Annotated in this window: 16 protein-coding genes and 1 riboswitch; of the genes, 8 read left to right on the top strand and 8 right to left on the bottom strand. The window is 70.7% G+C overall.

The genetic code is table 11. The features are described 5' to 3' along the window. Positions 1-150: 150 nt before the first annotated feature. On the bottom strand, positions 151-387 hold the full coding sequence (locus D892_RS0139460) for a hypothetical protein (RefSeq protein WP_036571584.1): 237 nt from the start codon (positions 385-387) through the stop codon (positions 151-153). Between the two features lie 186 nt (positions 388-573). Between D892_RS0139460 and D892_RS0139455 the strand changes: the two genes are divergently transcribed. Continuing rightward, positions 574-1,479: a DMT family transporter gene (locus tag D892_RS0139455; RefSeq protein WP_024806523.1), complete on the top strand. Its 906-nt coding sequence runs from the start codon at positions 574-576 to the stop codon at positions 1,477-1,479. Between the two features lie 17 nt (positions 1,480-1,496). Here D892_RS0139455 and D892_RS0139450 read toward each other — a convergent pair whose 3' ends face one another. After that, positions 1,497-2,957, bottom strand: a complete 1,461-nt coding sequence (locus tag D892_RS0139450) for a short-chain fatty acyl-CoA regulator family protein (RefSeq protein ID WP_024806522.1) — start codon at positions 2,955-2,957, stop codon at positions 1,497-1,499. A gap of 116 nt (positions 2,958-3,073) precedes the next feature. Here D892_RS0139450 and D892_RS0139445 point away from each other — a divergent pair, with 116 nt between their 5' ends. Continuing rightward, positions 3,074-4,582, top strand: coding sequence for an MmgE/PrpD family protein (locus D892_RS0139445; RefSeq protein ID WP_024806521.1), 1,509 nt, complete (start codon positions 3,074-3,076; stop codon positions 4,580-4,582). Between the two features lie 2 nt (positions 4,583-4,584). On the opposite strand, the gene D892_RS46165 is transcribed toward D892_RS0139445, so the two are convergent. After that, positions 4,585-4,755, bottom strand: coding sequence for a DUF1737 domain-containing protein (locus D892_RS46165; protein ID WP_084161428.1), 171 nt, complete (start codon positions 4,753-4,755; stop codon positions 4,585-4,587). Positions 4,756-4,985: 230 nt separating this feature from the next. On the opposite strand from D892_RS46165, the gene prpB reads away from it, so the two are divergent. Both prpB and D892_RS0139425 read left to right on the top strand, forming a co-directional pair. Then, a complete protein-coding gene (gene prpB, locus D892_RS0139430) occupies positions 4,986-5,894 on the top strand; it encodes a methylisocitrate lyase (protein WP_024806520.1) in 909 nt (302 codons plus the stop codon). 4 nt (positions 5,895-5,898) lie between these two features. Next, a complete protein-coding gene (locus D892_RS0139425; RefSeq protein WP_036567822.1) occupies positions 5,899-7,032 on the top strand; it encodes a bifunctional 2-methylcitrate synthase/citrate synthase in 1,134 nt (377 codons plus the stop codon). Positions 7,033-7,180: 148 nt separating this feature from the next. On the opposite strand, the gene metE is transcribed toward D892_RS0139425, so the two are convergent. Then, positions 7,181-9,466, bottom strand: a complete 2,286-nt coding sequence (gene metE / locus D892_RS0139415) for a 5-methyltetrahydropteroyltriglutamate--homocysteine S-methyltransferase (RefSeq protein ID WP_036567821.1) — start codon at positions 9,464-9,466, stop codon at positions 7,181-7,183. Between the two features lie 218 nt (positions 9,467-9,684). Continuing rightward, positions 9,685-9,871, bottom strand: a riboswitch (cobalamin riboswitch). Between the two features lie 218 nt (positions 9,872-10,089). On the opposite strand from metE, the gene D892_RS0139410 reads away from it, so the two are divergent. Both D892_RS0139410 and rsmD read left to right on the top strand, forming a co-directional pair. After that, positions 10,090-13,494, top strand: a complete 3,405-nt coding sequence (locus D892_RS0139410) for a pyruvate carboxylase (protein ID WP_024806517.1) — start codon at positions 10,090-10,092, stop codon at positions 13,492-13,494. Between the two features lie 295 nt (positions 13,495-13,789). After that, positions 13,790-14,347: a 16S rRNA (guanine(966)-N(2))-methyltransferase RsmD gene (gene rsmD, locus D892_RS0139405; protein ID WP_024806516.1), complete on the top strand. Its 558-nt coding sequence runs from the start codon at positions 13,790-13,792 to the stop codon at positions 14,345-14,347. Positions 14,348-14,360: 13 nt separating this feature from the next. Here rsmD and D892_RS0139400 read toward each other — a convergent pair whose 3' ends face one another. Next, positions 14,361-14,948: a helix-turn-helix domain-containing protein gene (locus D892_RS0139400; protein ID WP_024806515.1), complete on the bottom strand. Its 588-nt coding sequence runs from the start codon at positions 14,946-14,948 to the stop codon at positions 14,361-14,363. An 82-nt stretch (positions 14,949-15,030) separates the two neighbouring features. Here D892_RS0139400 and D892_RS0139395 point away from each other — a divergent pair, with 82 nt between their 5' ends. Next, positions 15,031-16,047: an NAD(P)/FAD-dependent oxidoreductase gene (locus D892_RS0139395; protein WP_024806514.1), complete on the top strand. Its 1,017-nt coding sequence runs from the start codon at positions 15,031-15,033 to the stop codon at positions 16,045-16,047. Positions 16,048-16,094: 47 nt separating this feature from the next. On the opposite strand, the gene coaD is transcribed toward D892_RS0139395, so the two are convergent. The 3 genes from coaD to D892_RS49945 form a co-directional block, all read right to left on the bottom strand. Then, the gene (gene coaD / locus D892_RS0139390; protein ID WP_024806513.1) at positions 16,095-16,580 is read right to left on the bottom strand and encodes a pantetheine-phosphate adenylyltransferase; all 486 of its coding nucleotides are present in this window, start codon (positions 16,578-16,580) and stop codon (positions 16,095-16,097) included. A 245-nt stretch (positions 16,581-16,825) separates the two neighbouring features. Continuing rightward, positions 16,826-17,878 carry a hypothetical protein gene (locus D892_RS0139385; RefSeq protein WP_024806512.1) on the bottom strand — a complete coding sequence of 351 codons (1,053 nt, stop codon included), beginning with the start codon at positions 17,876-17,878 and terminating at the stop codon, positions 16,826-16,828. 415 nt (positions 17,879-18,293) lie between these two features. Beyond that, positions 18,294-19,085: a GtrA family protein gene (locus D892_RS49945; protein WP_024806511.1), complete on the bottom strand. Its 792-nt coding sequence runs from the start codon at positions 19,083-19,085 to the stop codon at positions 18,294-18,296. 247 nt (positions 19,086-19,332) lie between these two features. Here D892_RS49945 and D892_RS0139370 point away from each other — a divergent pair, with 247 nt between their 5' ends. Continuing rightward, positions 19,333-20,082, top strand: coding sequence for a DivIVA domain-containing protein (locus tag D892_RS0139370; RefSeq protein ID WP_024806510.1), 750 nt, complete (start codon positions 19,333-19,335; stop codon positions 20,080-20,082). Positions 20,083-20,102: the final 20 nt, after the last annotated feature.

Here is a 20,102-nt window from a genome sequence, read left to right as displayed (position 1 = left end):
TGCCGGGTGACGGGTTTGGTGTGTCGGACCGGTAGAGGTTGGGTTCGGCGCCCGAGTGAGACTGGCTGGGCCGGAGTGGGAGACCCGGTGCTGCGGGGGTGGTCGTATATCGGTTCCGGCAGCGGATGGAAGTCGGGTGCGATGTGGTTGTCAGCGTGTGGAGGGGTGTGGCGGGTCGTCCGGTGAGGGTGCCGGTGCTCGCAGCTCGGCTCGGACCTCGATCTCGAGGACGGTGCGGCCGGCTCCCGGATCCCAGATGTCCTGGAACGGTCCGATGACCGACACACCGAGCCCGCGGCGGCGAGCGCGGGTCGTCACCCAGGCGAAGCCGCCGGTGATCAGGACGATCGGGCCGACCGACAGTAAGAACAACAGAAACCCGTCCATGCGCGACATGCTACGGCCGGCCGACGGCGACCTCCCGTGAGCGATGCGGCCCGGCTGCGACGAACGAAACCTCTCACCGCAGGCGCGGGGCGGGGGAATCGATACCGGGTGGAAGCATGTCGACGGTGGGTGCGATGCTGCCCCGCAGGGGGATGGCTCGGCGGCGGCGATGAGAAGGGAGAACCGGTGGTAGCGATCGACCTCGAATGGGGCCGGAAACCCGCGGTGACGCAGCTGTTCTCGCGGCTGTCGGCGCGGACGGGGATCGGTGGCGTTCCGCCGACGATGCTGGTGCTGACGGGGATCGTCAGCGTCCAGGTCGGCGCGGCGGTGGCCAACAAGCTGTTCGCCGCCACGGGCCCCGCGGGTGCGGTGAGCCTGCGGCTGTTCTTCGCGGGCGCCGTGCTGCTGGTGTTCTGGCGCTCGTCGCTGCGCATCGAGCGCCGCGCCCTGCCGGTGGTGATTGCCTACGGCACGGTGCTGGCGGCGATGAACTTCTTCTTCTACGAGGCGATCGCCCGCATCCCGCTCGGCATGGCGGTGACCATCGAGTTCCTCGGCCCGCTGGCGGTCGCCCTGGCCGGATCGCGTCGCTGGACCGACCCGGTGTGGGCGATGCTGGCCGGGGGCGGCGTGCTGTTGCTCACCCAGGCCGACGGGCCGGTGGCGTGGAGCGGTGTCGCCTTCGCTCTCGCCGCCGCGGCCTGCTGGGCCTGCTACATCCTGGCCGGTGCCAAACTCGGCGAAAAGACCAGCGGCGGTGGCGGTTTGGCGCTGGCAATGGCCTTCGGCGGCATCCTGATGGCACCGGTCGGCATCGCCGGCGCGGGCACCGCCCTGCTCGAACCGTCCGTGCTGCTCGCGGGTTTCGCCGTCGCGCTCCTGTCCTCGGTGCTGCCGTACTCGGTCGAGCTCGAGGCCCTGCGCCGCATCCCGCCCCGCGTCTTCGGCGTGCTCATGAGCCTCGAACCCGCCGTCGCCGCCCTCGCCGGCCTGGCCGTCCTCGGCCAGCTCCTCGGCCTCCCGCAGTGGTGCGGCATCGCCTGCGTCGTGGCCGCCTCGGTGGGCGCCACCCGCACCGGAAAACGCTGACAGCAGGGGCGCCCCCCTCAGCGCGGCGAGACCGGTAGTTCCGCGCCTACCGTGGGTGGGCGGGATGCGCGGGGGTACGGCAGATCGACCGACGTGTTCTCGGTGACCGCCAGCGGGCGGCCGATCTGCGGAAAGGCGCGCTGCGGGCAGGACGATCGCTCGCACACCTTGCATCCGGCGCCGATCGGGATGGCCGCCGAGGGGTCGTCGAGTTGCAGGCCCTTGGAATACACCAGGCGGTCGGCGTATTCGATGTCGCAGCCCAGGCCGATGGCGAATTCCTTTGCCGCCGTGCCGTATCCGCGCGGCGCCGAGTGGGCGGTGCGGGCCACCCAGAGATAGCGCCGCCCGTCGGGCATCGACGCCACCTGGGTGAGGATGCGGCCGGGGTGGGCGAACGCCTCGTGCACGACCCAGAGCGGGCAGCTGCCGCCGACGCGGGAGAAGTGGAACGCCGTGGCGGACTGGCGCTTGGAGATATTGCCGGCGCGGTCGGTGCGCACGAAGAAGAACGGCACCCCGCGCTGCCCCTGCCGCTGCAGGGTGCTCAGGCGGTGGCAGACGGTTTCGAAACCCACCTCGAAGCGCAGGCCGAGCAGGTCGATGTCGTAGTGCAGCTCCTCGGCCGACCGCAGGAACTTCCCGTACGGCAGCACCAGCGCGCCGGCGAAGTAGTTGGCCAGCCCGACCCGGGCCAGCGCCCGCGATTCCCCGGTCAGCGAGGGGGTGTCGCTGACCACCTCGTCGATCAGCGGGCCGTACAGCAGGAAGGCCAGGGTGGTCGCGATCTGGAAGGCGCGCTGTCCAGGCCGCAACCGCCGGGCCAGCGTGAGCGTGCGGGTCTCGGGGTCGAAATGGCGTTTCGGAATGGCCGGGTCGGCGCCGTCGCCGCGCACCAGCACGGTGACGCCCGCCTTCTCCTCGGCGACGCGGGCCAGTTGCCGATCCAGCGACCCGATGGACAGGCCGCATTCGTCGAACAGCCGCTCGGCGGCCAGGTCCAGCTGGGCGATGTGATTGTGATGGTCGTAGAAGAAGTCGCGGACGTCCTCGTACGGCATCGGCACGCCGGGCGCGCCGGTCGGGGTCGCGACCTTGGCGGATAGCAGGTCCAGCTGGTCGGTTGCGGCGCGCAACCGGCGGTGCATGGCGACGATGGTCTTGGCGACCTCGGGCAGGCGGGTGGCGAGATCCTCGACCTCGGCGGCGGGCGGGGCGGTGCCGCCGGCGGCCTCCACCAGCACCTCGTGCAGGTCGGAGACCAGCCGGGCGTCCGAGTCTGCGGCGAAGAACTGCACGTCCAGATCGAACGTCGAGTTCAGTTTCAGGAGTACCGGAATGGTGAGCGGACGTTGATCGCGCTCGAGCTGATTGAGGTAGCTGGGGGACAGCTCCAGCGACTTGGCCAGTGCGGCCTGGGTCATCCGCCGTTCCTCGCGCAACCGCCGTAGTCGGGCACCCGCATACATCTTGCGCACGCCGCCGATGCTACCCACTGGCTTCGCAAACCTTGCAATTATGGCGGTACTCGCCGACAAAAATCTGCCATTGCGAGGCGTTTTGTCCCGAGTCATCGCTGCGTAGCGTGCGAAGTATGAAGCCTCATATCGTACGTGCCCGCGCGGCGGCCGATGATTTCCCCCGCCCCGACCATCTGGCGACCCGGATCGCGCAGGTGGCCGCCGACCCGGTTGCCGTGCCGGACGAGGTTGCCGAGATGATCGTCAACCGGATCATCGACAATGCCGGGGTGGCGGCGGCCGCGCTGCGCAGGCGCCCGCCGACGACCGCCCGGCGGCAGGCGCAGGCGCATCCGTACACACCCGGCGCCACGGTCTTCGGATTACCTGCCGCGCAGCGGTTCTCGCCCGAGTGGGCGGCCTGGGCCAACGCGGTCGCGGTGCGGGAGCTGGATTTTCACGACACCTTCCTGGCCGCGGAGTACTCCCATCCGGGCGACAACATTCCGCCGATCCTGGCGGTCGCGCAGCACACCGGGCGCGGCGGCGCCGAGCTGATCCGCGCCCTGGCAACCGGTTACGAGATCCAGATCGACCTGGCGCGCGGAATCTGCCTGCACGAGCACAAGATCGACCATGTCGCCCACCTGGGTCCGTCGGTGGCGGCCGGGATCGGCACCCTGCTCGGTCTCGACGGCGAGACGATCTATCAGGCCATCGGCCAGGCCCTGCACACCACCACCGCGACCCGGCAGTCGCGCAAGGGGGAGATCTCGAGCTGGAAGGCGTACGCCCCCGCCTTCGCCGGGAAGGCGGCGGTGGAGGCGGTGGACCGCGCGATGCGCGGGGAGACCGCGCCCGCCCCGATCTGGGAGGGCGAGGACGGGGTGATCGCGCGGCTGCTGAACGGACCGGACGCGGAATACGCCGTGCCGCTGCCGGTTCCGGGCGAGCCGAAGCGGGCGATCCTGGACAGCTACACCAAGGAGCACTCCGCCGAGTACCAGAGCCAGGCGCCGATCGACCTGGCGCGGCGGATGCGGGAACGGCTCGGCGATCTCGGCCGGATCGCCTCGATCGTGCTGCACACCAGCCACCACACGCACGTGGTGATCGGCAGCGGGTCCGGCGATCCGCAGAAGTACGACCCGAACGCCGGACGGGAGACCCTCGACCATTCGGTGCCCTACATCTTCGCGGTCGCGTTGCAGGACGGAACCTGGCATCACGAGCGCTCCTACGCGCCGGAGCGGGCCCGGCGGCCCGACACCGTGGCGCTGTGGCACAAGATCCGCACCGTCGAGGACCCCGAGTGGACCCGCCGCTACCACTCGGCCGACCCGAACGACAAGGCCTTCGGCGCACGGGCGGTGGTGACGCTGGACAGCGGCGAGACGATCGTCGACGAACTGGCGGTGGCCGACGCGCATCCGCTGGGACGGCGGCCGTTCGGCCGCGAGCAGTACGTCGCCAAGTTCCGCACCCTCGCCGAGGGCGTACTCGAACCCGCCGAGCAGGACCGCTTTCTCGATGCGGCGCAACGCACCCCGCTGCTGCGCCCGGACGAACTCGATCAACTGACCTGCACCGTCGCCCCGGAGATCCTGGCGACGGAACCTTCGACCGGAAAGGGAATCTTCTGATGTCAGTGCGGATCCCGGACCACGGCCTGCGCCGCGACCACCCGCGTGCCGTCGAACGTCACCGACGGCGACCCGTGCAGCCGGTACCCCTCCTCGAGCAGTGTGCTGATCCGCTCGCAGAACGTGACGTCGTCGGGGCCGGTGATCAGGCGGTAGCGCAGGGGCTCGGTCATGTCGCGATCGTAGTGCTGCCACGGCGGTTGCCACCGGTTCCCGTCACCTCGGCATCCTTCCCCGTCATGCCGGCATGCTCCCGGCCGGGATCCATCACCGGCACTTGTCGATTCCGGCCACAAGCACGCCGGAACGACGGAGGCGCCGTTGCGGGGTCGGCAGCTCCGGTCTCGCCCGGCTGTCGGCGGCACGCCCGCACCGCGGCCTGCCGACGGGCCCGGTGGTCGGCATGACGGGGCCGATGGCGGCGTCGACCACGCCGGCGCAGAAGCGTACGGCGTTGCGGGCCGGGCTGGGCAGCGGGCGGATTCAGCGGCTCCCCGGGGCGTTCAATCCCTTGGTGGCCAAGCTGATGCAGGAGATCGGATTCGAGGGCACGTACGTGTCGGGCGCGGTGGTCTCGGCCGAGTTGGCGCTGCCCGATATCGGGCTCACCACGCTGAGCGAGGTCACCGAACGGGGACGGGAGATCGCTCGGGTCACCGATCTGCCGACGCTGATCGATGCCGACACCGGGTTCGGGGAACCGATGAACGCGGCCCGCACGATCACGCTCCTGGAGGACGCGGGCCTGGCCGGGTGCCATATCGAGGATCAGGTGAATCCCAAGCGGTGCGGCCACCTCGACGGGAAGGCCGTCGTACCGGCCGCGGACATGGCCCGCCGGATCAGGGCGGCGGTATCGGCACGGCGGGATCCCGGATTCGTGGTCTGCGCTCGCACCGATGCCCGTGCCGTCGAGGGGTTGTCCGCCGCGATCGACCGAGCGAAGGCGTACGTGGACGCGGGCGCCGACCTGATCTTCACCGAGGCGCTGGCGGACGAGTCCGAGTTCGCGAGGTTCCGTGCCGCCGTGGACATTCCGCTGCTGGCGAATATGACCGAGTTCGGCAAGTCGGAGCTGCTGTCCGCGCGGACGCTGGAGGACCTCGGCTACAACGCCGTCATCTACCCGGTGACCACACTGCGCCTCGCGATGTTCGCCGTGGAGGCCGGGCTGCGCGAGATCGCCGACAGCGGAACGCAAACCGGTCTGCTCGACCGCATGCAGCACCGCGCCCGGCTGTACGACCTGCTCGACTATCGCGGCTACAACGAATTCGATTCCGGCATATTCGATTTCACGGTGAGTGAGTGACCCCATGACCGAGATCAAGAAGGGCCTGGCGGGGGTGGTGGTGGACACCACCGCCATCTCGAAGGTCGTCCCCGAGACCAACTCCCTGACCTACCGGGGCTACCCGGTGCAGGATCTGGCCCGGCACTGCCGCTTCGAGGAGATCGCCCATCTGCTCTGGTACGGCGAACTGCCCGACCCCGACCAGCTGCGGGCGCTGTGCCTGCGCGAACGCGCCCTGCGGCACATCGACCGCTCGCTGCTCGCGCTGATCGGCCGGCTGCCCGAGACCTGCCATCCGATGGACGTCGTGCGCACCGTTGTCAGCTACCTCGGTGCCGAGGACCCGCTGGAGGATCGGGGCAAGAGCCCGGATGCCCTGCTGGCCAAGGCATTGCGGATGACCGCGATGCTGCCCACGGTCATCGCGGCGGATCTGCGCCGCCGCCGCGGACTGGCGCCGATCGCCCCGGACGAGCGGCGCGGGTTCGCCGAGAACTTCCTCGTCATGTGCTTCGGCGAGGCCACCGGGGCCGACCGGCACCTGGACCCGCGCCTGGTGCGGGCGTTCGAGACCTCGCTGATCCTCTACGCCGAGCACAGTTTCAACGCCTCCACCTTCGCCGCCCGCGTGGTCACCTCCACCGAGTCGGATATGTACAGCGCCGTCACCGCGGCCATCGGCACCCTGAAGGGGCCGCTGCACGGCGGTGCGAACGAGGCGGTCATGCACGCCATGCTGGCGATCGGCCGGCCGGAACTGGCCCGGGAATGGCTGCGGGACAAGCTGTCCCGCAAGGAGAAGGTGATGGGATTCGGCCACCGGGTCTACCGTAGCGGCGATTCCCGGGTGCCGACCATGAAGGCCGCCCTGGAGCAGGTCGCGGAGGTGACCGACGGCGGGGACTGGTTGCGGATGTACGCCGAACTCGAGGCGGCGATGGCGGAATTCACCGGCATCGAACCCAATCTGGACTTCCCGGCCGGGCCCGCCTACTACCTGATGGGCTTCGACATCGACATGTTCACACCGATCTTCGTGATGAGCCGCATCACCGGCTGGACCGCGCACATCATCGAGCAGTCCCAGTCCAACGCGCTGATCCGCCCGCTGTCGGCCTATCACGGTGTGCCGCAGCGGCCGGTCGGGGCCGCCTGACCCGCGGCCCCTCGGCGGCACGGGCCGACCCATCCGGCTTCGGCCGACGGCATCCCGGACGATCCGGCGTCACCGGTCGCGCTGCCGAACGGATCGGCGCGGCGGCCGGCCGCACGAACCACGATGTCGCGCGGCCGGCCCGGCGCTGTTACCGGCGCACGGCCTGTGCGGCGGTCACCATGTTGCGCAGCGACGCCTGCACCTCGTCCGGTCCGCGGGTCTTCAGACCGCAGTCCGGATTGACCCAGAGCCGTTCGGCCGGAACGGCTTTCAGTGCCGACCGGAGCGACGCGGTGATCTCCTCCACACCGGGCACACGCGGCGAGTGGATGTCGTAGACACCCGGACCGACACCGAGATGGAACCCCGCGGCGTTCAGGTCGTCGAGCACCTCCATATGCGAACGCGCCGCCTCGATCGAGGTGACGTCGGCGTCCAGCGCCGCGATCGCCCCGATGATCTCACCGAACTCCGAATAGCACAGGTGCGTGTGGATCTGGGTGGCATCCGAGACACCGCTGGTCGCCAGCCGGAACGCGGTCACCGCCCAGTCCAGGTATGCCTGCTCAGCCCCGGCCCGCAGCGGCAGCAGCTCCCGCAGCGCCGGCTCGTCGACCTGGACGACGCGGATTCCGGCGGACTGCAGATCCACCGTCTCGTCCCGGATCGCCAGGGCGACCTGCCGCGCGGTATCGGCCAGCGGCTGATCGTCGCGCACGAACGACCACGCCAGAATCGTCACCGGACCGGTGAGCATGCCCTTGACCGGCTTATCGGTCAGCGATTGGGCGTACTCGATCCACTCGACGGTCATCGCCGCCCGGCGGGCCACGTCCCCGTACAGGATCGGCGGCCGCACGCAGCGGGTGCCGTAGGACTGCACCCAGCCGTTGGCGGTGGCGAAGAAGCCGTCGAGCTGTTCGGCGAAGTACTGCACCATGTCGTTGCGCTCGGGTTCGCCGTGCACCAGCACGTCCAGCCCCAGTTTCTCCTGCAGCGCAACGACATCGGCGACCTCGGTGCGCATCTGCTCACGATACTGCTCGGCGGTGATCTCGCCCTTGCGCAGCGCGGCCCGGGCCCGCCGGATCGCCGAGGTCTGCGGGTAGGAGCCGATCGTGGTGGTGGGCAGCAGTGGCAGCTTCAGCCGTTCCCGTTGCAGCGCACGGCGTTCCGCGGCGGGGGAGCGGTGGGTGGCGTCCTCGCCCAGCGCGGCCAGCCGCGCCCGGACCGGCTCGTTGCGCAGGCGCGGGTCGGACCCGCGGCTCGCCGCGGCCTCGCGCGCCGTGCTCAGCTCCTCGGCGATGGCCCCGGTGCCCTTGTGCAGCGCGGTGTTCAGCACCCGCACCTCGTCGACCTTCTCCGCGCCGAATGCCAGCCACGACCGCAGCGCCGGATCCAGATCCGTTTCCGGCTCCAGCGAATACGGCACGTGCAGCAGCGAACTCGAACTCGACACCGCCAGCGCACCGGTGCTGCCCAGCAGCGTGCCCAGCGTCGACAGCGCGTGGTCGAGGTCGGTGCGCCAGACGTTGCGGCCGTCGACGACGCCCGCCACGACCAGCTTGTCCGCCAGGGCCGGGACGGCGGCCACGTCGTCCACGGTGGTGCCGGAAACGAAGTCCAGGGCGATGCCCTCCACCCCCATATCCGCCAGCGCGGGCAGCGCGGGCCCCGGACGGCCGAAGTAGGTCGCGACCAGGATCGCCGGGCGTCGCCCCGCCCCGGCCAGCTCGGCGTAGGCACGGCGCACCTGCGCCAGCTCGGCATCGGACAGGTCGGTGACCAGCACCGGCTCGTCGATCTGCACCCAGTCGGCGCCCGCGTTCGCCAGCCGGCCCAGCAGGTCGCGATAGTGCGGGAGCAGATCGTTCAGCCGGTCCAGCGGCGCGATGCCGCCGGTGTCGTCGGTGTCCTCCGCGCCCTTCGCCAGCTTCAGGAAGGTGAACGGCCCGATGATCACCGGCCGCGCCGGGACACCGAGCTGACGCGCCTCGTGCAGCTCGTCGAGCAGCTTGTCCGGATGCAGCGTGAAGGTGGTTCCGGGGCCGATCTCGGGAACCAGATAGTGGTAGTTGGTGTCGAACCACTTGGTCATCTCCAGCGGCTCGACGTTCTCGGTGCCGCGGGCCGCCGCGAAGTACCGATCCAGCGGGTCGGCGATCCCGGCCACCCGCGCGGGCAGCGCGCCGAACATGGCCGTGGTGTCGAGCATCTGGTCGTAATAGGAAAAGGTGCCGACCGGAACGGAGTCCAGTCCGGCCGCGGTCAACTCGGTCAGCTGCCGGGTGCGCAGCTCACGGCCGACGGCGCGCAGCTCGTCGGCGCCGAGACGACCGGCCCAGTAGCCCTCGGTCGCGCGTTTCAACTCGCGCCGCGGCCCGATCCGCGCCGTGCCGAGAACCGTTGCGGTGAAAGGGTTGTGAACAGTCACAGTCTCTCTCCAGTGCTGGAAGCCACTGGCCACTGCCCTCACCGAGCGGACGGAGCCCGAGTTGCCGAGCGAGCTGCGTAGCGGCCCGAGCGGTCGGCAGACGGTTGGTCCGTCCGCGCTGCGCCGCTGGGCGACATCTCGTTCGGTCGCACCGGAGTTCTCCGGTGTGTGCACTGGTGCCCGGTCGCCCGATCCACGAGGCGGTGGCCGCCGGATACGGCGTATCCGGCACAGTTGGCAGGTCTTCGGACTCGCAGGCGCTCCCCGTCGGGGTTTCCTACTGGCCGTCGCTTCCCAGGTTTCCCCAGTGCTCATGACGGCGGTCGTTCCTGCACACCGCTGCGGGACAGTCCCGGATTCCCACCGGGTTCCCTCTGGCCGGCCGCTAGGGACCGGTTTCGACGCTGCCACCCGGCGCTCGGGGCTCCAACTCGCGGGCGCAGCGAACCAGCTGCAGTACCGAGCATAAGTCACGCGGGCGGGTGAATATTCCTCGGGACGGCGGGCGACGAGGTTACCGGCGGGTTTCGCCTCTTCGCTGATCGGCCCGGTCGGGTTGTGAGGTTGGCTGCGAAGGCGCATTCGCCGTCCGGACCGCGCGACGAGGCAGGTACCTTAATCGAATGTTCTCGAAAGTGCTGGTCGCCAATCGCGGGGAAATCGCCATCCGGGCCTTCCGCGCCGCTTACGAACTCGGCATCGGCACCGTCGCGGTGTTCCCCTACGAGGACCGCAACTCGGTGCACCGGCTGAAGGCCGACGAGTCGTATCAGATCGGCGTGCCCGGTCACCCGGTGCGGACGTACCTGTCCATCGAAGAGATCCTCGAGGCCGCCAAGACGGCCGGCGCCGACGCGGTCTACCCCGGTTACGGGTTCCTGTCGGAGAACCCGGACCTGGCCGCGGCCTGCGAGCGCGAGGGCATCACGTTCATCGGTCCCTCGGCCGGGGTGCTGGAACTGACCGGTAACAAGGCGCGGGCGATCGCGGCCGCGCGGGAGGCCGGGCTGCCGGTGCTCGACTCCACGGCGCCGTCGGCCGACGTGGACGAGCTGCTGGCGGCCGCGGAGCCGATGCGGTTCCCGATCTTCGTCAAGGCCGTCGCGGGCGGCGGCGGGCGCGGCATGCGCCGGGTCGCCGACCGGTCGCAGCTGCGCGAGTCGGTGGAGGCCGCGATGCGGGAGGCCGAATCGGCCTTCGGCGATCCGACGGTGTTCTGCGAGCAGGCCGTGATCAACCCCCGCCACATCGAGGTGCAGATCCTCGCCGACGAGCACGGCGAGGTCATCCACCTGTACGAGCGGGACTGTTCGCTGCAGCGGCGGCACCAGAAGGTGATCGAGCTGGCGCCGGCGCCGAACCTGGATCCCGCACTGCGCGAACGCATCTGCGCCGACGCGGTGGCGTTCGCGCGGCAGATCGGCTACAGCTGCGCGGGCACCGTGGAATTCCTGCTCGACGAGCGCGGCCACCATGTGTTCATCGAGATGAACCCGCGAATCCAGGTGGAGCACACGGTGACCGAGGAGATCACCGACGTCGACCTGGTGGGCGCGCAGCTGCGGATCGCCGCCGGGGAGACCATGGCCGATCTCGGCCTGAGCCAGGACGCGATCGGCATCCGCGGCGCGGCGCTGCAATGCCGGATCACCACCGAGGATCCGGCCAACGGATTCCGGCCCGACACCGGCCGCATCACCGCCTACCGCAGCCCGGGCGGCGGCGGTATCCGGCTCGACGGCGGCGCGAATCTGGGCGCCGAGGTCGGCGCGCACTTCGACTCGATGCTGGTCAAGCTCACCTGTCGCGGGCGCGATTTCGGCCAGGCGGTGGCCCGGGCGCGGCGCGCGGTCGCCGAGTTCCGGATCCGCGGCGTGGCGACGAACATCCCGTTCCTGCAGGCGGTGCTCGACGATCCGGACTTCCGGGCCGGGCGGGTCACCACCTCGTTCATCGATGAGCGCCCGGAACTGCTGACCCAGCGCGCCTCCGCCGACCGCGGCACCAAGATCCTCACCTATCTGGCCGATATCACCGTCAACAAGCCGCACGGCGAGCGCCCGACGGCGGTGTACCCGCACGACAAGCTGCCGGCGATCGATACGACGGTGCCGCCACCGGCCGGGTCGCGCCAGCGGCTGTTGCAACTGGGGCCGGAGGGGTTCGCCCGGGCACTGCGCGAACAGCGCGCGATCGCGGTCACCGACACCACGTTCCGGGATGCGCATCAGTCGCTGCTGGCGACGCGGGTGCGCACCGACAGCCTGCTGAAGGTCGCCGGCCACGTGTCCCGGTTGACGCCCGAACTGCTGTCGATCGAGTGCTGGGGCGGCGCGACCTACGATGTGGCGCTGCGCTTCCTGTTCGAGGACCCGTGGGAGCGGCTGGCGGCGCTGCGCGAGGCGATCCCGAACATCTGCCTGCAGATGCTGCTGCGCGGACGCAACACCGTCGGCTACACGCCGTATCCGGAAAAGGTCACGCGCGCTTTCGTTTCCGAGGCGACGGCGACGGGCATCGACATCTTCCGGATCTTCGACGCGCTGAACAACGTCGACCAGATGCGCCCGGCCATCGACGCGGTCCGCGAAACCGGCACGGCCGTCGCGGAAGTCGCGATGAGCTACACCGGCGACCTGTCGAACCCGGACGAGAACCTCTACACCCTCGACTACTACCTCAAGCTGGCCGAGCAGATCGTGGCGGCCGGGGCGCACGTCATCGGCATCAAGGACATGGCCGGGCTGCTGCGCGCACCGGCCGCGCACACGCTGGTGACGGCGCTGCGGGAGAACTTCGACCTGCCGGTGCACGTGCACACCCACGACACACCGGGCGGTCAGCTGGCCACGTATCTGGCCGCGTGGCAGGCCGGGGCCGACGCCGTCGACGGCGCCAGCGCCCCGATGGCCGGTACCACCAGCCAGCCGGCGCTGTCGGCCATCGTTGCGGCAGCGGCGAATTCGGACTACGACAGCGGGCTCGACCTCGCGAACGTCTGTGACCTGGAGCCGTACTGGGAGGCGCTGCGCAAGGGGTACGCCCCCTTCGAGTCCGGGCTGCCCGGGCCGACCGGGCGCGTCTACAACCACGAGATCCCCGGCGGGCAGCTGTCCAATCTGCGCCAGCAGGCCATCGCGCTCGGGCTCGGTGACCGGTTCGAGGAGGTCGAGGCGAAATACGCCGCGGCCGACCGGCTGCTCGGGCGGCTGGTGAAGGTGACGCCGTCGTCGAAGGTCGTCGGCGATCTGGCGCTGTCGCTGGTCGGTTCCGGGATCGACGTCGAGGATTTCGCCCAGGATCCGGGCCGCTACGACATCCCCGACTCCGTGATCGGTTTCCTGCGCGGCGAACTCGGCACACCGGCGGGTGGCTGGCCCGAACCGTTCCGCAGCCGCGCGCTGGCCGGGCGTGGCCCGGTCAAACCGGAGGTGCAGCTGACCGAGACCGACGAGGCCGGGCTGAACGGAACCTCCGAGGAGCGCCGGGCGACGTTGAACCGCTTGCTGTTTCCCGGCCCGGCCGCCGAATTCCTCGCGCACTGCGAGAAGTTCGGCGACACCTCCGGCCTGTCGACCAATCAGTTCTTCTACGGGCTGCGGCACGGCGAGGAGCACCGGGTGCAGCTCGAGAAGGGTGTCACCCTGCTCATCGGGCTGGAGGCGATCTCCGAACCCGACGAGCGCGGCATGCGCACCGTGATGTGCATCCTGAACGGCCAGCTGCGCCCGATCATGGTCCGCGACCGGTCCGTCGCCAGCGATGTCCCGGCCGCCGAGAAGGCCGACAAGAACGACCACGGCCACATCGCCGCGCCGTTCGCGGGCGTCGTCACCCTCACCGTCGCCGAGGGCGACACCCTCGCCGCCGGCGACACCATCGGCACCATCGAGGCCATGAAGATGGAGGCCGCCATCACCGCCCCCCGCGCCGGCACCGTCCGCCGCGTCGCCATCGGCAAGGTGCAGCAGGTGGAGGGCGGCGACCTCCTGGTCGACGTGCGCCTGAACGAGACCGCCCAGGAGTGAGGAAACCCGTACGCCTCCAACGAGTCCCGCGCCCCGCATCGGCCGCCGGGCCGAGGGCGGGGTGCGGGACGGCGGCCGGCCACAGCGGCAGCTGCTGCGGGTCCTCGCATCCCGCGCGGGACGTCGTATTCCGCACCGGGCGCCAGGGCGATCCGGGTGGCCGGGCTTCCGGCCGCGGTGCCGGTCCCTCCGGATGGCCCTTGCCGCCGCGCGCCGACTGCCTTTCGGCGGCAACGACTTCCGGAGGCACAGGTGTGCGGGGGCGTCGAGTCGCGGCGGTTTCGGGAATGGCGCGATGACGCGGATCGTGGCGGGGCGGGTCGGAGGGCGGCGGTTGCGGGTTCCCGCCGCGGGGACGCGGCCGACGTCGGACCGCGTGCGGGAGGCGCTGTTCAGCATGGTGGCCGCGCGCGTGGATCTGGACGGGGCACGGGTGCTGGATCTGTATGCCGGGTCGGGCGCGCTGGGGCTGGAGGCGTTGTCCCGCGGTGCTTCTCATGCGCTCCTGGTCGAGGGCGACCGCAAGGCTGCGGCCGTGGTGCGCGGGAATATTGCCGATCTCGGGCTGGCCGGTGCCGAACTGCGGGCCGGGACGGTGATTTCCGTGCTGTCCGGCACGCCTGGCGCGCCCTACGACCTGGTGTTCTCGGATCCGCCGTACGCCCTCGACGGTGTCGCGGTAGTGGCCGATCTCTCGGCACTGGCGGCCAACGGCTGGCTGCGTGACGAATCGCTGGTGATCGTCGAGCGGCCGACCAGGTCACCCGAAATCGACTGGCCGGAACCCTTTTCCGCGCTCGAGCCGCGCCGGTACGGCGAGACCCGCATCGAACTGGCCGAATACGAGCCGTGAACGCGGTAAACCCTTATGCGTCCTGGTCTTTCATATTGGCACGCAGGTGCGCCCGCTCGCCCTGCTTGCCGAACAGGCTGAGGATCTCGACCGGTTCGTCACCCGCCGCGCCGAACCAGTGCGGTACGCGGGTGTCGAATTCGGCCGCCTCGCCGGGGGCCAGCACCAGGTCGTGTTCGCCGAGCTTCAGGCGCAGCCGCCCGTTGAGGACATACACCCAGTCGTAGCCCTCGTGCGTCTGCTGCTGTGGATCGCGCTCGTGCGCGCGCGGCGGCAGCACTATCTTGTACGCCTGGATGCCGCCGGGACGCCGGGTCAGCGGCACCGTGGTCATGCCGTGGTGGGTGACCGGGCGCATATGAATGCGCGGGTCGCCGGTGGGCGGCGCGTCCACGAGATCGTCGAGGGTGACCCCGTGCGCCCGGGCCAGCGGCAGCAGCTGTTCCAGGGTGGGCCGTCGCGCGCCGGACTCCAGCCGGGACAGCGTGCTCACCGAGATCCCGGTCACCGCCGACAGGTCGGCGAGGGTGGTCTCGCGCTGCCGGCGCAGGGCCCGCAGCCGCGGGCCGACCGTATCGAGTGCCTGATCGATGTCGTCCATACCGACAGTTTGCCATTTCAGCAAAGAAGTTTGCACGCATGGCGGGTGTGGCCGCATGGTCGTAGGCGAGGAGGTGGTCGAGATGACCGATCAACTGAACGAGGCATACGACGTGGTGGTGGTCGGCGGGGGAGCCGCGGGCCTGAACGGGGCGTTGATGCTGGCCAGGGCGCGGCGCTCGGTGCTGGTGATCGACGCCGGGGACCCGCGCAACGCGCCCGCCGAGGGCGTGCACGGCCTGCTGGCCCGGGACGGGATGCCCCCCGCCGAACTGGTCGAACGCGGCCGCGAGGAGGTCCGCAGCTACGGCGGACAGGTGGTCGCCGGGACCGTCGAATCCGCCACCCGCGACGGCGATTTCGCGGTGACCCTGGCCGGCGGCCGGACCGTGCGGGCCTGCCGGCTACTGGTGGCCACCGGGCTCACCGACGAGCTGCCGGAGGTGGCCGGCCTGTGGGACCGGTGGGGCCGCGACGTGGTGCACTGCCCGTACTGCCACGGCTGGGAGGCTCGCGACCAGCCCATCGGCGTGCTCGCCAACGGCCCCATGTCGGTGCACGGCGCCCTGCTGTGGCGGCAGTGGAGCGACGACGTCACGCTGTTCTGCCACACCATGGACGCCCCGACCGGCGAGCAGGCCGAGCAGCTGGCCGCCCGGGGCATCCGCGTGGTCACCGGCGAGGTTGCGGCGCTGGACATCGTCGACGACCGCCTGGCCGGTGTGCGGCTGTCCGACGGCAGCACGATCGCGCGGCGCGTGCTCGCCGCCCCGCCGCGCATGGTCGCCCGCGCCGGTTTCCTGGCCGGACTGGGGCTCCGGCCGGTCCCGCATCCCAGCGGCATGGGCGAGCACATCCCGGCCGACCCGACCGGCCGCACCGAGGTGCCCGGGGTCTGGGCGGCGGGCAACGTCACCGACCTCTCCGCTCAGGTGGGCAACGCGGCGGCGGCCGGTGCCCTCGCGGGCGCCCAGATCAACGCCGATCTCGTCACCGAGGACACGCGCCGGGCGGTCGAGGCCGCCCGCGAAACCTTTTCGCCCGAGATGGAATCCCGCGTCGCCGAACTGATTTCGGACGACCGCCGACACGGGCTGTGAAGTATCCTCGGCGATCTGCCGCGGCCCGCTCCTGACCCCCGCCCCGCTTATCCGCGGCGTTCGGCGATGCGGGTGAGCAGGCGTTTGTGGACGGCGTCGGGGAGCATGCCGGCGACGTCGCCGCCGAAGGCGGCGACCTCCTTCACCAGCGAGCTGGACACGAAGCTGTAGACGGGGTTGGGGGCCAGGAAGTAGGTGTCCACCCCGGACAGCTTCTTGTTCATCTGCGCCATCTGCATTTCGTAGGCGAAGTCGGTGGTGTCGCGCAGGCCCTTGACGATCGCCGTGATGCCCTGCTCCCGGGCGAAGTCCACGAGCAGTCCGTACCAGGATTCGACGCGGACGTTCGGCAGGTCGGCGGTGGCCTCGCGGAGCATCTCGATGCGCTCGTCGATGCCGAACATGCCCTGCTTGTTCTTGTTGATCAACACGGTCACGACGATCTCGTCGAACTGCGTGGCCGCCCGCGCGATCACGTCGAGATGCCCGCTCGTCACCGGATCGAACGACCCGGGGCACAGTGCTCCAGCCATGTTCGAACGCTAACAGGTGCGTGTCGCATTCGCGCGGCCCGTATTCGGAATCCCGGCCGTGCGGAGACGGTTCGCGCGAGCGCGAACAGAGACCGTGTACCCCGGAGACCGTGCACCCGGAGACCGTGCACCCGGAGACCGTGCACCCGGAGACCGTGCACCGCCGAAGGACCGTGGCGACCCGACGCTCCGCCGAACCGGGGGTTGCGGCCCGCCGCAGCGAAACCACAACCCCGGCGGCGCCTTCACAGTGCGCGCAGCGCAAGGAGTTTCGGCTCCGGCAGGGGCGCTTGGCAGATGAAACCGCCCGGGCGGACATGCTGTGCGGCCGCCAGCGCGGCCCGGATGCGCCGGGCCGCCTCGCCGGTCGGCAGATCGTCCCAGGTCCATCGGACAACGTGGAGACCGTTGTCGCGCAAGGCATTCTCCCGGATCTTCTCGGCAGCGGGATCGGCCGGGCCGGCACCGGGACCCCGCCGCCGCCCGTACTCCGTGCGCCCGTCGAACTCGCCGACGACACCGGTCTCACCGAAATAGAAGTCGACCCGCCCCAGCATCCGCCCGTCGCCGCCGTACACATCGCCCTGCGACTGCGGTATCGGGATGCCGCACCGCCGCAGCATCACCCGGCTGCGGGACTCGCCGACGCTCTCGCTGTGCGGATTCAGGAACTCCACCACCCGCCGGGCCGCGGCGATGCCGTGGCGGCGCCGCGCCAGCGCCAGCTCCCCGTCCAGATCGGCAGGGGTGACACCGTATTCGCGGGCGAGCGCGTCCCCGGCGACCACCGCGGCCTCGAACGGCACCGTGCGGGCGAGGTCGACGATCGTGCGCGCCGGTGCGGTGAGCACGAAGCCGTCCAGCTCGGCCACGGTGCCGACCGGCGCGCAGTGCACCTTCAGCTTCGGCCGGACCCGCCCGCCGTGCCGCCGGTCGCGAGTGACATCGACGCGGTCCAGCAGCGCCACCCGGACCGGCGCACCGTAGATCACCGCCGCGGACTGATGGCTCAGGATGGCGTCGGTGGACAGATCCGGCAGCATCGCGTCGGCCAGCACCCGGTGGCGGGCCATGGCGTCCAGCCCGGCGAAGGCCGCCTCGTCGGTGTAGGAGCCGCGCCGCAGCCGCCGCCACCGCCCGCCGGTGCACCGCCGGCGGATCTCGTCGTCGCTGATCCCGTGCCGCACCGCCTCCCGCCGGCGGAGTACGCCGCCGCAGATGTCCTCCGCGGCCACGCATTCGGGCCACGGTCCGGGCGGGAGGGGATCGTCGGGCGCGACCCGTTCCCGGGTACTCATTCGGGCTCGCGATCGGTACGCGACCGCCGGTTTCGCCGCGAGGTGAAGCGTTCGCAGAGCTCGGTGGGCCGGGCGAAGGGCCGCATCCGCGACAGATCCGAGCGCGTTCCGTTGCGCGCCGACGTGCGACATCCGTGGCAATGCTGCATTGCTAGACCTCCACATCGAGTACTCGGGCACTTACGTTTGCTCTGATTGGACGTGGGGTACCCCGGGGCGGTTCCTTACTCGGTTGACCATGTTTTCCCGCACCTCATACCGGTTCTCGCACCGTTTGCCGGACCCCCGCGCGGGCGCGCGAACACGCACGGGGTGCGGGCACAGCGGTGCCAGAGAAACGGCGGTGCCGGAGATGCGGCGGTGCCGGAGATGCGGCGGTGCCGACTTTGGCAGGCGGGGACTCGGAAGACCCGGCTCAGAAGACCCAGAGCCGCAGGGTGAGGAAGCGCAGGGTGCCGACCGCAACGGTGATGACGATGACCGCGATCGCCTCGCCCACATCGCTGAGGCCGGGCGCGACGAAATCGAGTACCGCGAGCGAGGCCGAGGTGAGCGCGAGGCCGGCCAGCGCCAGCCCGCCGCCCTCGAGCTGCGCGGTGAACCAGCCGACCCGATCGGCGGCGTGGAAGGTCAGCCGCCGGTGCAATTCGTTGGCCAGCGCCGTGCTCACCACCGAGCCGGTCAGGTTGGCCAGCTGCGGGCCGCCGCCGTAGCAGGCCAGGAACAGCAGGAAGTAGCCGATGTTGCTGAACCCGCCCACCAGCGCGAACCGGATCAGCTGCGGCAGCCACTTGTCGCCGCGCAGATAGGCGCCCAACCGGGTGAGGGCGGCCCGCCGGCCGGTGGGGACGTCGGTGTCGGCCGCATCGGACGAGAGATCTTCGGGCGTATCGGAATTCGAGTCCGCGTCGGGGCCGGGTCGGCGCGGCGGCGGGACCCGTCCACCGGCGAGTAACCGGGCCGGAAGAGCGGAGCGGTCCCGGGTCGTCCGGCGCGACCCGAATACGGCGCCGGCGCGGGCCGAGGGCAACAGCATCCGGAACGCCTCGGGCGGCGGCACGGCCAGGCCCTTGCCGAGCCGGGTGAGCCGGCGCAGCACGGGATGCGCCGACTCGGCGCGCTGGGCAGCGGTTTCGGCGTCGGGCCGCACGGATACGCCGGGGCGCTGGTTCTCCAGGTCCCTAGCTACCGGATACAGGACAGCCATTGTCTTTCCGATCCCATATCGCCGGGACCGCATGCACGGCGCCCGGCTGCTCTACCGCTCGGTAGGAAGATTACATCAAGTGGAGAGATTGCCTCCACTTGATTTGTGTGGCATTGGAAACATGCCCACGACACACCGCGGGTGAACTGGGCGGATGATCGTGACCAGAGGCACACTGAGCCATGGCTGCAAGACGGCCGGGCGGTGTTGCGCCGTGAGAGTTCGGCAGGAGAGTGGGGTCAGCAGGATGTACCGCGTATTCGAAGCACTCGACGAGCTGGTCGCGATCGTGGAGGAGGCGCGCGGCATCCCGCCGACGCGCAATTGCATCGTTCCGCGCGGCGAGGTGCTCGAGCTGCTCGACGACGTGCGCGACGCGATCCCCGGCGAACTGGACGACGCCCAGGACGTGCTCGACCACCGCGACAAGATCGTCTCCGACGCCCGCACGACCGCCGAGACCACGGTCACCTCCGCCGACGACGAGGCCAAGCAGACCGTCGCCGCCGCCCGCGAGGAGGCCGACCGGATCCTGGCCGACGCCAAGGCGCATGCCGACCGAATGGTCGCCGAGGCCGGCGCGCACGCGGATCATCTGGTCGGCACCGCGCAGGCCGAGGCCGAGCGGGTGGTGACGGACGGCAAGGCCGAATACGAGGCCGTCACCGGCCGGGCGCGCACGGAGTCCGAGCGGATGATCCAGGCGGGCCAGACCTCCTACGACCGGTCGGTCGCCGAGGGGCAGGCCGAACAGGACCGCCTGGTGGCGCAGACCGAGGTGGTGCGCGCCGCGCACACCGAGTCGGCGCGGATCATCGACGCCGCGCATACCGAGTCCGACCGGCTGCGCGAGGAGTGTGACCACTACGTCGATTCCAAGCTGGCCGATTTCGAGGAGACCCTGCACGGCGCCCTGCGCACCGTCGGCCGCGGTCGCCAGCAATTGCGTACCGGTGGTACGGGCGTCCCGGACTACGCCGCCGAATTCCGGCGCTGAACAGGCCCGTCCGGTACCGC

Source organism: Nocardia sp. BMG51109 (assembly GCF_000526215.1).
In the GTDB taxonomy this organism is placed as follows: Bacteria; Actinomycetota; Actinomycetes; order Mycobacteriales; family Mycobacteriaceae; genus Nocardia.
This window is presented reverse-complemented; position numbering and strand designations above follow the sequence as displayed.